Annotated in this window: 11 protein-coding genes; 7 read left to right on the top strand and 4 right to left on the bottom strand. The window is 66.5% G+C overall.

Features of this window, described 5'->3' with window-relative positions; translation table 11 throughout:
• Nucleotides 1-110 precede the first annotated feature (110 nt).
• The 6 genes from EHV23_RS07405 (at nucleotide 111) to sstT (ending at nucleotide 6,590) form a co-directional block, all read left to right on the top strand.
• A complete protein-coding gene (locus tag EHV23_RS07405) occupies nucleotides 111-794 on the top strand; it encodes a paraquat-inducible protein A (protein WP_158615874.1) in 684 nt (227 codons plus the stop codon).
• Nucleotides 791-1,621 (top strand): paraquat-inducible protein A, encoded by an 831-nt coding sequence (locus EHV23_RS07410; RefSeq protein ID WP_238990321.1) that lies wholly within the window; start codon nucleotides 791-793, stop codon nucleotides 1,619-1,621. The genes EHV23_RS07405 and EHV23_RS07410 overlap by 4 nt, the downstream gene beginning before the upstream one ends.
• Before the next feature lie 44 nt (nucleotides 1,622-1,665).
• Nucleotides 1,666-3,441: a PqiB family protein gene (locus EHV23_RS07415; protein WP_125095353.1), complete on the top strand. Its 1,776-nt coding sequence runs from the start codon at nucleotides 1,666-1,668 to the stop codon at nucleotides 3,439-3,441.
• Nucleotides 3,442-3,466: 25 nt separating this feature from the next.
• Complete coding sequence (locus EHV23_RS07420; RefSeq protein ID WP_158615875.1) at nucleotides 3,467-4,192, top strand: PqiC family protein; 726 nt, start codon at nucleotides 3,467-3,469, stop codon at nucleotides 4,190-4,192.
• A 158-nt stretch (nucleotides 4,193-4,350) separates the two neighbouring features.
• Entirely contained in the window at nucleotides 4,351-4,974 is a 624-nt protein-coding gene (gene tadA, locus EHV23_RS07425) for a tRNA adenosine(34) deaminase TadA (protein ID WP_125095355.1), read from the top strand.
• Between the two features lie 368 nt (nucleotides 4,975-5,342).
• Nucleotides 5,343-6,590, top strand: a complete 1,248-nt coding sequence (gene sstT / locus EHV23_RS07430; protein WP_158615892.1) for a serine/threonine transporter SstT — start codon at nucleotides 5,343-5,345, stop codon at nucleotides 6,588-6,590.
• A 378-nt stretch (nucleotides 6,591-6,968) separates the two neighbouring features.
• Here the strand turns inward: sstT and EHV23_RS07435 are convergent, their stop codons facing one another.
• The 3 genes from EHV23_RS07435 to EHV23_RS07445 form a co-directional block, all read right to left on the bottom strand.
• Nucleotides 6,969-7,784 (bottom strand): peptidylprolyl isomerase, encoded by an 816-nt coding sequence (locus EHV23_RS07435; RefSeq protein ID WP_125095357.1) that lies wholly within the window; start codon nucleotides 7,782-7,784, stop codon nucleotides 6,969-6,971.
• A 153-nt stretch (nucleotides 7,785-7,937) separates the two neighbouring features.
• Entirely contained in the window at nucleotides 7,938-8,204 is a 267-nt protein-coding gene (locus EHV23_RS07440; RefSeq protein ID WP_125095358.1) for a BolA family protein, read from the bottom strand.
• Between the two features lie 212 nt (nucleotides 8,205-8,416).
• A complete protein-coding gene (locus tag EHV23_RS07445; RefSeq protein ID WP_125095359.1) occupies nucleotides 8,417-9,010 on the bottom strand; it encodes a septation protein A in 594 nt (197 codons plus the stop codon).
• 354 nt (nucleotides 9,011-9,364) lie between these two features.
• Between EHV23_RS07445 and EHV23_RS07450 the strand changes: the two genes are divergently transcribed.
• On the top strand, nucleotides 9,365-11,212 hold the full coding sequence (locus EHV23_RS07450; RefSeq protein ID WP_203228903.1) for an acyl-CoA dehydrogenase family protein: 1,848 nt from the start codon (nucleotides 9,365-9,367) through the stop codon (nucleotides 11,210-11,212).
• 213 nt (nucleotides 11,213-11,425) lie between these two features.
• On the opposite strand, the gene ygfZ is transcribed toward EHV23_RS07450, so the two are convergent.
• Entirely contained in the window at nucleotides 11,426-13,024 is a 1,599-nt protein-coding gene (ygfZ, locus tag EHV23_RS16615; protein WP_158615876.1) for a CAF17-like 4Fe-4S cluster assembly/insertion protein YgfZ, read from the bottom strand.
• Nucleotides 13,025-13,087: the final 63 nt, after the last annotated feature.

A 13,087-nucleotide genomic window follows, 5' to 3' on the forward strand; every position in this document is an offset into this window, starting at 1 on the left:
ACATGCATCCGGAGAGGCAGATCGTGGGATACTGCAGACAGTTCCGTTTTGCGGGCGGGGCGGCTATCATCGGCCGCCCGCCATGCTCCCATTTTCCCGGTTTCGTTTTCATGCGTGAAGTTCATGGTCTGACGGCCTGTCCGATGTGCGATACGCTGCACCAGCGGGTGCGGCTGCGCGACGGCCAGCGGGCACGCTGCCGGGTGTGCGGGTCCGAGCTGGCCCGGTCCTCCCGGCTGAACCGGGCACGGATGATTCCGCTGGTGCTGGCCTGCCTGCTGCTGTTCATCATGGCCAACGTGTTTCCGGTGGTGGCCATCGAGCTGCAGGGCTCGGTGCACCAGCTCACGCTGGTGGGCGCGGTACTGACGCTGCTGCAGTCGGGCATGCTGGCCGTGGCCATGATGGTGTTCGTGCCGACGCTGCTGCTGCCGGGGCTGTATCTGCTGACGCTGCTGGGCGTGCTGTGGCTGACCGGACGGGAAGGAATTCCGGCGCGGGTGGTCAATGCCCTGGTGCGGGCCATGCAGCAGATGTACCCGTGGAGCATGGTGGAGGTGTTCCTGCTCGGGGTGCTGGTGGCCATCGTCAAGCTCTCGTCGATGGCCAGCATCATTGCCGGGCCGGCCCTGTGGGCCTGGATGGGCACGACCATCACGCTGACGGTGGTGCTGACCTTCCGGCTGCGCCGGCTGATCCGGCGCACGCACCGGCCGGTGGGGCCGGTGCGGCTGCACGACGGTGAGGTGGTGTACGGGACGCGCCCGGATGCGGGCCCGGGGGAGATGTCATGAGCCGCAAGGACCCCCTTTCCCGGGGCGATGCCACGGGCCGGGAAGACCTCATGATGCAGGAAGACACCAGAGGCCGCGAGGGGGCCAGGAGGAAGGATGCCTCGCGTCCGGACCGGTCGGGGGCGCAGGCCGGGGCCGGGCTGCCGCTCACGACGGCAGGGTCGGCCCGTTTCTGCAGCCAGCGGCTGGGGATGATCGCCTGCCACCATTGCGACACGGTGTGGGCCGAGGTGCGCGAGGGTGACCGCTGCCGGCACTGCGGGGCGCGGCTTCTGCGGCGCAAGCCGGGCGGACTGGGGGTGACCTGGGCGCTGCTGATCACGGCCATCATCCTGTATTTCCCGGCCAATCTGCTGCCGGTGATGACCACCAGCACGCTGTTCGGCACCGATGATTCGACCATCCTGTCCGGGGTGGTGTATTTCTGGCACGAGGGTGAATGGGCGCTGGCAGCCATCATCTTCATTGCCAGTTTCCTGATCCCGCTTTTCAAGCTGACGGCGCTGGTGCTGATGGCGCTGATGGTGCAGTGTCGCAGTCTGTGGCGGCTGAAGCAGCGCACGCACCTGTACGACATCGTCGAATGGGTGGGGCGCTGGTCGATGCTGGATGTGTTCGTGGTGGCCGTGACGTCATCGCTGATCCAGGTACCCGGGGTGGCGGTGATCAAGGCCGGCCCCGGCATTGCTGCCTTCGGGGCCGTGGTGGTGCTGACGATGCTGGCCACGATGAGTTTCGACCCGCGGCTGGCGTGGGATGCACGGTTCAGGCCCGGTTTTCGGCGCCCGGGGGCGCGCCGCCGGCAGGCTGCCGGCTGGGGGCACTGATGATGGATTTTCTGGCGGGCCGCAGGGCCCGGAGGCTGTGACGGATGGGTATCGAGGATGAAGTGCGGGCCGGGCGCGATGCAGGTGAAGGGCGCCGTGGCCGTGAGGGATACGAGGGGCGCAGCGCCGCGGAGGCCTGGCAGGCAGGTGGCTATCATGATGATGCGCTGGTGCCCGAGGCCGAGGTGGAAGACCGACGCTATCGCTGGCTGCCGTCGCTGGTCTGGCTGCTGCCGCTGCTGGCGGCACTGGTCGGGGCCATTCTGACCTACCGCGAGATGACCCAGCACGGGCCGACGATCACCGTGACCTTCAAGACGGCCGAGGGGCTGGAGGCGGGCAAGACCAAGCTGCGTTACAAGGATGTGGAAATCGGCCAGGTCAGGCGCATCCAGCTGGCCGAGGACCGTTCGCATGTGGAGGTCGACATCGAGCTGGGCAAGGGAGCTACGAGTTTCCAGGCGAAGGATTCGCGCTACTGGGTGGTGCGGCCACGGGCCGACGTGTCCGGTGTGTCCGGGCTGGGCACGCTGCTGTCCGGGGCCTATATCGGGGTGGATGCCGGCCGCTCGAAGGAGATGGTGTCGACGTTCACCGGGCTGGAAAACCCGCCCCCGCTCAAGTATGACGAGGCGGGCAGCCAGTACCGGCTGCGCGCGAAGGATCTGGGCTCGCTGGACATCGGTTCGCCGGTGCTGTACAGGCGGATGGTGGTGGGCCGGGTGACTGGCTATTCGCTGGACGATTCGGGTGAATACGTGCTGGTCGACATCTTCGTCAACAGTCCGTATGACCGTTTCGTCGGGCAGAACTCGCGCTTCTGGGAGGCCAGCGGCATCGATGCGCAGTTCGATGCCAACGGGGTGGCCATCAAGACGCAGTCGCTGATGACGGTGGTGGCGGGCGGCGTGGCCTTTGCCTCGCCCATCGAGGGCAAGGGCAAGGTGGCCGATGTCCATACGCCGTTTGCGCTCAGCCTGGACGAGGCCACGGCCATGAAGCGTGCCGATGGCAAGTCCAGTTTCATCGTGCTGAACTTCGACCAGTCACTGCGGGGGCTGTCGCGCGGGGCCCTGGTGGATTTCCGCGGGGTGGAACTGGGGCAGGTCCGATCCATCGACATGGTGGTCGACGAGAAGACCGGCGAGGTGAAGATGCCGGTGCTGATCGAGGTCTATCCGGAGCGTCTGCACTGGCGCAGTGCGAACGGTGACCAGGCATCGCCTTTCTCGGGTCGTTCCGACAGCCAGCTGCGCCAGGAGGCGCTGGAGCGGCTGCGCAAGATGGTCGATCGCGGCATGCGGGCGCAGCTGCGGACCGGCAACCTGCTCTCGGGCCAGCTCTATGTGGCGCTGGACTTCTTCCCGCAGGCCAAACCGGCTGATCTGAAGGTGGTGGGCAACGACATGGTGGAGCTGCCGACGGTGGGCAATTCGCTGGATGAATTCCAGGCCCAGATCGCCCAGATCCTGGCCAAGATCAACAAGGTGCCCTTCGACCAGATCGGCCGCGAGTTGCATCAGACGCTGGCCGGCATGCGCCGGACGGTGAACGAGGCCGAGGGCACGATGAAGCGGGTCAACCGTGATCTGACGCCGGAGCTGCTCTCCACCGTGCAGAGCCTGAAGAAAACGCTCGATTCCGCCGACCGCACGCTGGCCCATGCCAACCGCACGCTGGCGTCCGATGCGCCGCTGCAGGAGGACATGCAGCAGACGCTGCAGTCGGTGGCGCGGGCGGCCGATTCGCTCAAGCGGCTGACGGATTATCTGGAGCGCCATCCGGAGAGCCTGATCCGGGGCAAAACCGGCAAACAATGAAGATTTTCAGGGGTGTATGGTGAAAATGCGTTCCGTGATGTGGGTGGCGGCCTCGGTCGCGATGTTCGGGCTGGCCGGTTGTGCCAGCGCCCCGGTGTCGTATCACACGCTGCAGGGGGGCAATGAGGCGGGCAGCGGTACGTCGGCCCAGCCGGATCTGCGCTACCAGATTGCGGCGGTGAATGTGCCGGAGCGGCTGAACCGGCCGGATCTGGTGCTGTCGGGCAGTCCCGGGAAGGCGGGCAAACCGGGAGGCGCTGACGCAGGGGGCGGTCAGGTGCGGGCAGATACGTCGGTGACGGTGCTCGAGAATGAACGCTGGGATGCGTCGCTCACCGATGCCCTGCGGGATGCACTGGCCGCGCGGCTGGCCGAGGCGGCGGCACGGCCGGTGACGCCGGCTAGCGCCCGTGAACCGGCCCAGTTGCGGCTGACGGCGCAGGTATACCGCTTCGATGCCAGCCAGCGGGGTGATGTGGATGTGCTGGTGGACTGGCGGCTGAGGCGCCTGGATATCGGGGATGAGGACGATGCCTCTCCGGACGCGCCCGATGGCCGGGTGCTGGCGTGCCGTTACCAGGGCCGTGCCACGGTGCCGGCGGGCAACGTGACGGCGGTGGTGGGCGCCCTGCAGCAGCAGGTGGTGCATCTGGCCGATGACATCGTGGCGGCCACCCGCCCCTGGCTGCGCGGCAGCGCCCAGTCCTGTGCCCAGGGGGGGCAGGCAGTCCAGACGGGGCCGCGCGGATGACGCCGGAGGCCGTTCCCCCTTCTCCGGTGGTTCCGGAAATCGGGGCGCAGGATGGGGGGGTACCATCCGGTGCCGGCAGACCGGATTCTGCCCTGGCGGCTCCTGCTCCGGCAGTCTCTGCTCGGGCGGTGATCCCCGTTCCGGCGGAGGTCTCTGCTATGGTGCCCCCTGCTCAGGTGGAAGCGCCTGCATTCGACACTCGGGATCACGCCATGATGCGTCTGGCCATGGACCAGGCGCTCAATGCCTCGCTGCACGGCGAGGTGCCGGTGGGCGCCGTTCTGGTGAAGGATGGCCGGGTGATTGCCACCGGATACAACCATCCGGTGGGCAGCCATGATCCATCGGCCCATGCCGAGATGCGGGCGCTGCGGATGGCGGCCGAACAGCTGGGCAATTACCGGGTGGGTGCCTCGACGCTTTATGTGACGCTGGAGCCCTGCATGATGTGTCTGGGCGCCATCCTGCACGCGCGGGTGACGCGGGTGGTGTTCGGGGCGCACGATCCCAAGACCGGCGTGTGTGGCAGTGTGCTGAACCTGCCGGCCCATGGGCAGCTCAATCACCAGACTCAGGTGGAGGGGGGGCTGCTGGCGGAGGAATGTGGCCGGCTGCTGCAGGATTTCTTTGCCCAGCGTCGTGCCCAGAGGCGGGCTGCACGCGATGCGCTGCGGGCGCAGCAGGACGAGCTGGTGCGGTGGGCGGCCACGCTGCCTGTGGAGGCTGCGCTGGGGGAATTGCGGCTGGAAGGGGCTGATCCGGATGCCGAGGCATCTGCGTGAGCAGCGTGGCGGGCCGGATGTGCAGGTATCTGCGTCAACGGTAGAGAGGCTCCCCTTGGAGGAGCGGCCCAGCCTGTGGATGCCCTGGCGCAACGACGATTCTGCGGGATATCCAACCCACGACAATTCCGTAAACGCCGGATTGCAAAGGCCCGGAGCGCGCAAAACAGTGCAAAAATAGTTCCTTTCCAGAACCGGCGGAAGTGGGCGGCCGGTGTGCCCGGCGGACCGTGTCCGGCGCCGGAAATGCCCGTCCGGCTCCGGCTTGCCCGGACCGGGGGGCTGGCCGTGTTCTGCCCCGAATACCGACACTGAGAGGCTTTTGTATGGCAGGAGAGGGAATCATCGGGTCGTGGTGACGGCTCAATCTGGTCGGCCGGATTGCCATCGGGCTGGTGGCCGCGGTCTGCGTGGCGTTGCTGACGCGCTGGCTGGGTGGGGGCACCGAGGGCTGGGAGGCCGCGGTGGCCCGTACCGGACACGTTCCGGAGGGCTGGCCGGCCTGGGTTCTTTCGACGGGTGAGCTGCTGGGCGACCTGTTCGTGGGCGCCCTGAAGGCGGTGGCACCGGTGCTGGTGTTCGCGCTGGTGATGGCGGCCATTGCGCAGCATCAGCGGGGTACGGAAACCAACATCCGGCCGGTCCTCGTCCTGTATCTGCTGGGCACGTTCGCGGCTGCCCTGGTGGCGGTGACGCTGAGTTTTCTGTTTCCCTCGGAGCTGGTGCTCAAGGGGGTACAGAAAGCCAATGAGGTGGCGCCCGGTGGCATCACGGCCGTGCTGAGGGACCTGCTGATGAAGCTGGTGAGCAATCCGGTCCAGGCGCTGGCCAACGCGAATTACATCGGCATTCTGGCCTGGGGCCTGGTGCTCGGGCTGGCGTTCCGCCATGCCAGCGACCAGATGCGTACCCTGCTCAACGAGGTGGCCGAGGCGGTGTCGAAGGTGGTCCGTTTCGTGATCAGCTTTGCGCCGGCCGGCATTTTCGGTTTGCTGCTGGTCACGCTGCTGTCACCGGACGGGTTCAGCCAGTTGCAGGGCTATCTGCATCTGCTGGGGGTGCTGCTGGGGGCCATGCTGCTGGTGGCGCTGGTGGTCAACCCGCTGATCGTCTGGACGCGGATCCGCCGCAATCCCTATCCGCTGGTGATCACCTGCCTGCTGGAAAGCGGTGTACCGGCCTTCTTCACGCGCAGCTCGGCCGCCAACATTCCGGTGAACATGGCCCTGGCCAAGAAGCTGGGTCTGCACGAGGACACCTATTCGATCTCGATTCCGCTGGGGGCCACCATCAACATGGCGGGCGCAGCCATCACCATCACGGTGCTGACGCTGGCGGCGGTGAACACGCTGGGGCTGCAGGTGGATTTTGCCACCGCCGTGCTGCTGAGCGTGGTGGCCACGCTGGGGGCCTGTGGGGCCTCCGGGGTGGCCGGCGGGTCGCTGCTGCTGATTCCGATGGCCTGCGCGCTGTTCTCCATCGACAACGACATCGCCATGCAGGTGGCCGGTGTGGGCTTCATCATCAGCGTGGTGCAGGATTCGGCCGAGACGGCGCTCAATTCATCCACCGACGTGCTGTTCACGGCTGCGGTGGATCAGGCGCAGAAGCGCTGAGTAAATATGGGGCCGGCAGGCTGCCGGCCCCAGCCCCTGTCCGGTGTGACCGGCGCTGGACTGGACATGTCTGCTGCAGCCCGTTGGTGTCAGCATGCAGGCAGTTTCCGGTCCGGGTCATCCGCAACACACGGCACAGGGCGCAAGAAGGTGGAACGTGCTCCAGATCGCAGCACGCCAGACCGGTGAAGCGGATATCCGGTGGGGCGGATGTTCCGGCTGAAGGAAAATCTTCGCGGCTTCCAGACAGCAAAAAGGCGATGCCCAGGATTGGGGGGCATCGCCTTTTTGCTGTCTGCGCCGTGGCGGGCCGCATTCGCGATTGCGGGAGGCGGCCATCATGGCGCAGTCCGGGAGCGGATCACGCCTGCGAGAGGATCACTCCTCGATCTTGGCCTTGGATTTCAGGCTTTCCTGCAGGGCCTGGATCTTCTGGCGCTCCAGCTGCTGTTTCAGCTGGGGCTTGACCTGGTCGAACGGGGGCGGTTCGGCGGCACGCACGTCGTCGAGCTGGATGATGTGATAGCCGAACTGGGTCTTGACCGGGATGACGGTGTATTCACCTTTCTTCAGGTGCGTCATGGCCTCGGAGAATTCCTTCACGAAGGTGTCGGGCGTGTTCCAGCCCAGGTCACCCCCGTTGGCGCCCGATCCCGGATCTTTCGAGAGTTTGGCCAGCGACTCGAAGCCTTCGCCTTTCTTCAGTTTGGCGATGATGTCCTTGGCCTCGGCCTCGGAGCCGACCAGGATGTGGCGGGCCTTGTATTCCTGGGCGCCGCTGGCGGCGGAGTCCTTGGCCAGCTTTTCATACTCGGCCTTCACCTCGGCGTCGGTGACGGGCGATTTCTTGAGTTCGTTGGCGATCAGGGCACGGATCAGCACGTCCTGACGCAGCTGCTGCAGCTGCTGCTGCACGTCGGCCGATTTTTCCAGACCGCGCTTGTCGGCTTCCTGCACGAACAGTTCGCGGGTGATCAGCTCGTCGCGGATCATCTTGCGGGTTTCGGGGGTGTCGGGACGACCCTGCTGGGCGAGGATCTTGACGAATTCGTCCACGCGCGAGGCCGGGATGGCCTTGCCGTTGACCACGGCTGCATTGTCGCCGGCGGCCATGGCCGGTGCGCCCATCAGCAGGGTGGCCGAAAGAACGGCGGCGGCACCGAGGGTGCGTGTGAAGCGAAGAGATTGGGTCATGGTGCTTCCAGAAAGTCGGGTTGGTAAAACGAACTGCCCTGGACAGCGGATGGCGTCGAGCAGGTGAAGTTCCTTTCAACGAATGCGCTGCCGATGCGTTGACAGTTTTCGTGCCTGGCCGTGCAACGGCCTGTATGGGGGTGTTGCAGAGGGTCAGTGGCTGGGTGTTTCGGCCCGGATGCTCAGTGCGTGGACCCGGTGTGGCATCCAGTCGGCGACGGCATCATACACCAGCCGGTGCCGGCGCACGGTGCTCAGGCCGGCAAAGACGGGCGAGACCAGTGTCACGGCGTAATGGCCGGCACCGCCTGCAGCGCCTGCGTGACCGATGTGATGATGGCTGTCGTCATGCACGGTAATGTGGGCGTCGGGAAAATGTTGTTTCAGACGTTGCAGCAGGGCGTCGGCAGTGGGTTTCATCGGAAGGAGCTGGGGAAGGCTGGTTCGGGGCGGCGTGCGCGGGTCTGGGATCGGGTTTTGGGCAGCCCCCGGAACGGGTATTTGTGGGCAGGTGCCGGGTGAGTTTTCGGAGGGACAGGGGAGACGGGCTGAGCAAGGTCAGGAATCCCGGGAGCGCGGAGGCGATGAGTCCATGCACGCTCCGGTTGTGGGGTGACCGTGGACGGCCGGCGTCAGGCTTTCGGCGTGTCGTGTTCGTCGGGTGATGGGGTGGCCTCGGTGACCGCTGCCGGGGATGGGTCCTGCAGGTGGGCGCTCAGGTAGAAGCCCTGGGCGATGATGAAGACGAAAGTGGCGCCGGTGGTGCCGAACAGCTTGAAGTTGACCCAGGTGTCGGTGGCGAACTGCCAGGCCACCCACAGGTTGACCACGCCCATGATGGCGAAGAAGGCGCACCAGAGCAGGTTCAGCCGCTTCCAGATGGTCTCGGGCAGCTGCATCTGCTGGCCCATCAGCTGTTTGAGCGGCAGTTTGCCCAGCAGGCTGGCCACGCCCAGCGCGACGGCAAACGACCAGTACAGGATGGTGGGTTTCCACTTGATGAAGGATTCGTCGTGCAGCAGCAGCGTCATGCCCCCGAAGACGACGATGATGGCCAGGCCGACCCACTGCATGGCATCGACCGGGCGTTTTTTTACGAGCAGCCAGCCGATCTGCAGCACGCTGGCCGCAATGGCCACCGCCGTGGCGATGTAGATGTCCGCCAGCTTGAAGGCGGCGAAGAAGAGGATGACCGGCAGCAGGTCGAACAGCCATTTGTTTTTCATGGGGGTGATGATAACGGGGGATTGGCGGCAGGCGAGTTGCGTCCCGTGCCGGAAACGGGAATGAATGGGTGCCTGGGTGTGGATGGCCGATCTCCGGCAGGCAGGTGGCGACGGGTGGTGGTGTTTCAGGTGCAGGCCGGGGCCGAAGGATGGACAGGGGGCGACAATGGCAGCAGCGGGGCGGAGGGCAGAACGGGCAACGGGGCAACGGGGCGAAGGAGCAGAGGGCAGAGGGCGACTCTGTGGGGCGGCGACCCAAAAGGAGTGTTAAATCAAGCGACAACGTAAGCGTTTATGTGTAGATGCAACAGTTGTTGTCTGTTTCGGCGTTAGACTGCGCCAATGAAGAAAACGATGCTTGCCAGCAGGGATCTGAACTTCCTGCTGTATGAGTGGCTGGATGTTCTGTCCCTGTGCCGCCGCGCCCGCTTCGACGCCCATCACCGCGACCGTTTCGATGCGGTGCTCGTGCAGGCGGCAAGGCTGGCCCATGACCACCTTGCCCCGGTCAACCGTCTGCTCGACGAGCAGGAGCCGCGGCTGACCGAGGCGGGTATCCGCACGCCCGAGGTGCTGCGCGAGGCACTGGCGGCCGTGCGGCAGTCGGGCCTGCTGGCGATTTCGCAGGACCGGGCGCTGGGCGGGCTGCAGCTGCCGGTGCTGGTCGAGAAGGCGGCAGCCGCCTGGTTCTATGCAGGCAGTGCGGCGGCCACGGCGTATCTGTTTCCGGCGCGGGCCGGCAGCCGTCTGCTGCAGCGCCACGGCGGTGCGGCCATGGTGGCCGAATGGGTGCCCCCGCTGCTCGATGGCCGGGCCACGTGCACTTTCTGTGTGTCTGAACCGCAGGCCGGTTCATCGCTGTCGGACATCCGCACACGGGCGGTCCGCCAGGCAGATGGGAGTTTCCGGCTCTACGGCAACAAGATGTGGATCGTCGGTGGTGATCACGAGCTGTGCGACAACATCGTGCATCTGGTACTGGCCCAGATCGAGGATGAGGACGGGCGGATCGAGAGCGATACCGGCCATCTGTCACTGTTTCTGGCCCCGAAGTATCTGCCGGGCAGCGACGCAGATGGGCCGGTAACGTCGGCGGCCCGGCCGGCAGGAGGGGTACGCAACGACATTGCAGCCACGGGTCTGTATCCGCAGATGGGCCAGCGGGGTGCCACCAGCTGCCTGCTGAGCTTTGGCGAGGGCAATCATCTGCCGTTCGGGCAGGCCGGTGCGGTGGCCTGGCTGGTGGGCGAGGAGAATGCCGGCATGCGCCTGGTGACCGAAGCCTCGCCGGAGATCCAGATCGATGTGGGCCTGTCGGCGGTGGCACTGGGCTATGCCGGTTATCTGCAGGCGCTGGACTATGCCCGGGAGCGCCGGCAGGGGCGGGTGCCGGGGGTGAGCGTCCTGGGCAGTGGCCAGATTCCGATCATCGAGCACGCCGACATCCGTCGCATGCTGCTGATCCAGAAGAGCTTTGCCGAAGGCGGGCTGGCACTGGCCCTGTGGTGCGCCCGGCTGATGGACGAGAGGGATACGGCCGAAACCGCCACCGAGCGGGTCCGGGCACACGACCTGCTGCTGCTGATGACGCCGGTGCTCAAGAGCTGGTGTGCACAGCACTGTGTGGTGGCCAATTCGCTGGCCATCCAGGTGCTGGGCTGCTATGGCTACACGCGCGACTACCCGGTCGAGCAGCTCTACCGGGACAACCGCTTCAATGCCATCCAGGAAGGCACGCACGGGATTCTGGCGCTGGAGCTGATGCGCGACCGGCTGCTGAAGGATGACTTCCGGGGCCTGCAGCGCTTCATCACGGAGGTGGAAGAAACGCTGGGGCGGGCGGCTGCGCGCTGTGGCGATGTGCGCCACATGGCGGTACAGCTGCAGAAGTATGCCGAACGTTTTGGCTGGATCATCAACCGGCTGCGCCAGGAGCCGGAAGCCGGCCGCCGGCTGGCCAATGCCTCCGTGTTCATGGAGGCTTTCGGGCATTTCGTGATCGGGTGGGTCTGGCTGGAGCAGGCGCTGGTGGCCGAGGTGGCCTACCTGTCGGCCTATGGTGCCGAACGCAATTTCTATGCGGGCAAGTGTCAGACGGCGCGCTTTTACTTCCAGCACGAGCTGCCGCGCATCGAGCCGCAGCTCGTGCTGCTGGAGCAGCTGGACATGTCGGCGATGGACATGCAGCCCACCTGGTTCTGACGCGTTTCCGGCCTGGATGGACATGCAGCCCGCATGGTTCTGATGTGTCTCCGGCCTGAGCGGACGCCCCGTCCCGTCCGTGAACGAGGCCCGGGCATCAGCCCCGGCTGCGGGGCAGCCCGGGAGCGGGGGCCCCATGAGACATACCAGACCGTGCAGGGACGAATGCGCCCATGACACGCGCCCGGCCAGTCGTCCGGCCAGTCGCCCGTCTCAGCCTTCGGGCAGGGGGTAGGGCAGCTGCAGCAGGCCGATGGCGGCGTTGCCGATGCGCAGGCTGGTGGCGATCATGCCGGCCAGACGGGGCTGGGCGCCAACGGCCTCGAGGCGGGCCTCGAAGAGCAGCAGGAAGCGACGCCCGACCAGAGTGATCGGCAGCTCGTCGGGGTTGTAGTCCGGCTGGCCGTCGCCGCTGGCCAGGGCCTCGTCATCGGTGTCGGCCGAAAGGCGTGCCACGCAGATGACCTGGCCGATCGGACTGCCGTCCCAGGCCAGCACGTCGGTACCGGCCTCGGGGAGCGGACCGCTGCACATGCCGGCGAACATCCGGCGTTTGACCTTGCCGCGGTATTCGCTGCGGGCCACCACTTCCTGGCCGGGGTAGCAGCCTTTCTTGAAGCTCACGCCACCGGCCAGTTCGAGGTTGAGCATCTGAGGCACGAAGGATTCGGTGGTCGCAGCCGTGATCCAGGGCACGCCGCTGGCCACGTCGAGCTGGAGCCAGTCGGCCTCGGTGAAGCGGAACTCGGCCGAGGCCGGGAGTGACCGGGGTGGCGTGCCGTCTGCGGCAGCAGCCGTGTCACCGGATGGGGTGGTGCTGGCGGCGCTCGCTGGTTCACCCGATGCCGCGGTGCTGCCAGATGCCCCGACATTGCCGGATGTCACCGCGTTGTCAGAGCGGGCGTCATCACCGGACGCTGCATCACCATTGCCAGAGGCTGCATCATCGCCGGACGCTGCATCACCATCGCCAGAGGGGGCATCATCGCCGGACGCAACATCACCATCGTCAGACGCTGCATCATCATCGGTCGCTGCAGCATTGCCGGATGTCGCGGCGTCGGAGCCGGCGTTGCCGGCATCGCCGGCAGCCGGTGTCTCCGGTGCTGCGTCGGCCGGCAGCGTATCTGCCGGTGACGGGTCTGCCGGTCCTGTGTCTGCCCGTGCCGTGGCGGTGGCGGCGGCCGGTGCTGCGTCCTGTGGTGCGGATGGGTCGTCGTCGCCGGCCTGCGGGCGGGGTACGACCAGCAGGCTGCGCACCAGCAGGCGGCCGGGGGCCAGCTGATGCTTGGCCGGGGTGGTCAGCAGGTCGGCCGTGGTTTCGGTGATCTGCACCTCGGGCAGCTCGGCCACCACCGGCTGGATACCCCGTTTGGTCAGGGCGCGGGCCGCGCGGCTGGTGGCGCCGACAAAGCCCAGCAGCTGGTGGTTGTCGCTCATGTCGCGTACCCGGCACTTGGCGCGCAGCACGTACATCGACAGGCGTTTGGCCATGGGGGCGGCCAGATCCCGGGCGCAGACCATCCAGAAAACCGGTTCGTCGGGTTTGCCGGCCTCGGGCGGCGCGTCGTGGCGCAGAACCCAGAAGGTGGCGAGCAGCCGGCCGTTGGGGGTGAGATAGCCCGCCAGACGGGCCTGGCCCGCCGGGAGGGAGAGGATGTCGTTGCTGAGCTGGCCCTGCAGGAAGGTGGGTGCGTCGTTGCCGTGCACCTTCAGTACGCCCAGGTGCTCGAGCGGTGCATAGGGCAGGGCATGCGTGGCGGCGTTGGGGCCGGCCTGCATGGAACGGGCGGGGGATGTCAGGTCGTTCATGGCGGATGGGCTGTGACTGGGGTGTTGTACGCAGGAATCGAACGCGGCCCAGTCCTGTCTACT

Origin of the sequence: Lautropia dentalis (assembly GCF_003892345.1) — a bacterium.
Taxonomy (GTDB): Bacteria; Pseudomonadota; Gammaproteobacteria; order Burkholderiales; family Burkholderiaceae_E; genus Lautropia; species Lautropia dentalis.

Excerpts from the sequence above, each read along its gene's own strand:
- EHV23_RS07450 (WP_203228903.1), top strand. The coding sequence starts at position 9,365 with ATGCTTGCCAGCAGGGATCTGAACTTCCTGCTGTATGAGTGGCTGGAT.
- EHV23_RS07405 (WP_158615874.1), top strand. The coding sequence starts at position 111 with ATGCGTGAAGTTCATGGTCTGACGGCCTGTCCGATGTGCGATACGCTG.
- EHV23_RS07420 (WP_158615875.1), top strand. The coding sequence starts at position 3,467 with ATGCGTTCCGTGATGTGGGTGGCGGCCTCGGTCGCGATGTTCGGGCTG.
- EHV23_RS07445 (WP_125095359.1), bottom strand. The coding sequence starts at position 9,010 with ATGAAAAACAAATGGCTGTTCGACCTGCTGCCGGTCATCCTCTTCTTC.
- EHV23_RS07435 (WP_125095357.1), bottom strand. The coding sequence starts at position 7,784 with ATGACCCAATCTCTTCGCTTCACACGCACCCTCGGTGCCGCCGCCGTT.
- ygfZ (WP_158615876.1), bottom strand. The coding sequence starts at position 13,024 with ATGAACGACCTGACATCCCCCGCCCGTTCCATGCAGGCCGGCCCCAAC.
- tadA (WP_125095355.1), top strand. The coding sequence starts at position 4,351 with ATGGTGCCCCCTGCTCAGGTGGAAGCGCCTGCATTCGACACTCGGGAT.
- EHV23_RS07415 (WP_125095353.1), top strand. The coding sequence starts at position 1,666 with ATGGGTATCGAGGATGAAGTGCGGGCCGGGCGCGATGCAGGTGAAGGG.
- EHV23_RS07410 (WP_238990321.1), top strand. The coding sequence starts at position 791 with ATGAGCCGCAAGGACCCCCTTTCCCGGGGCGATGCCACGGGCCGGGAA.
- EHV23_RS07440 (WP_125095358.1), bottom strand. The coding sequence starts at position 8,204 with ATGAAACCCACTGCCGACGCCCTGCTGCAACGTCTGAAACAACATTTT.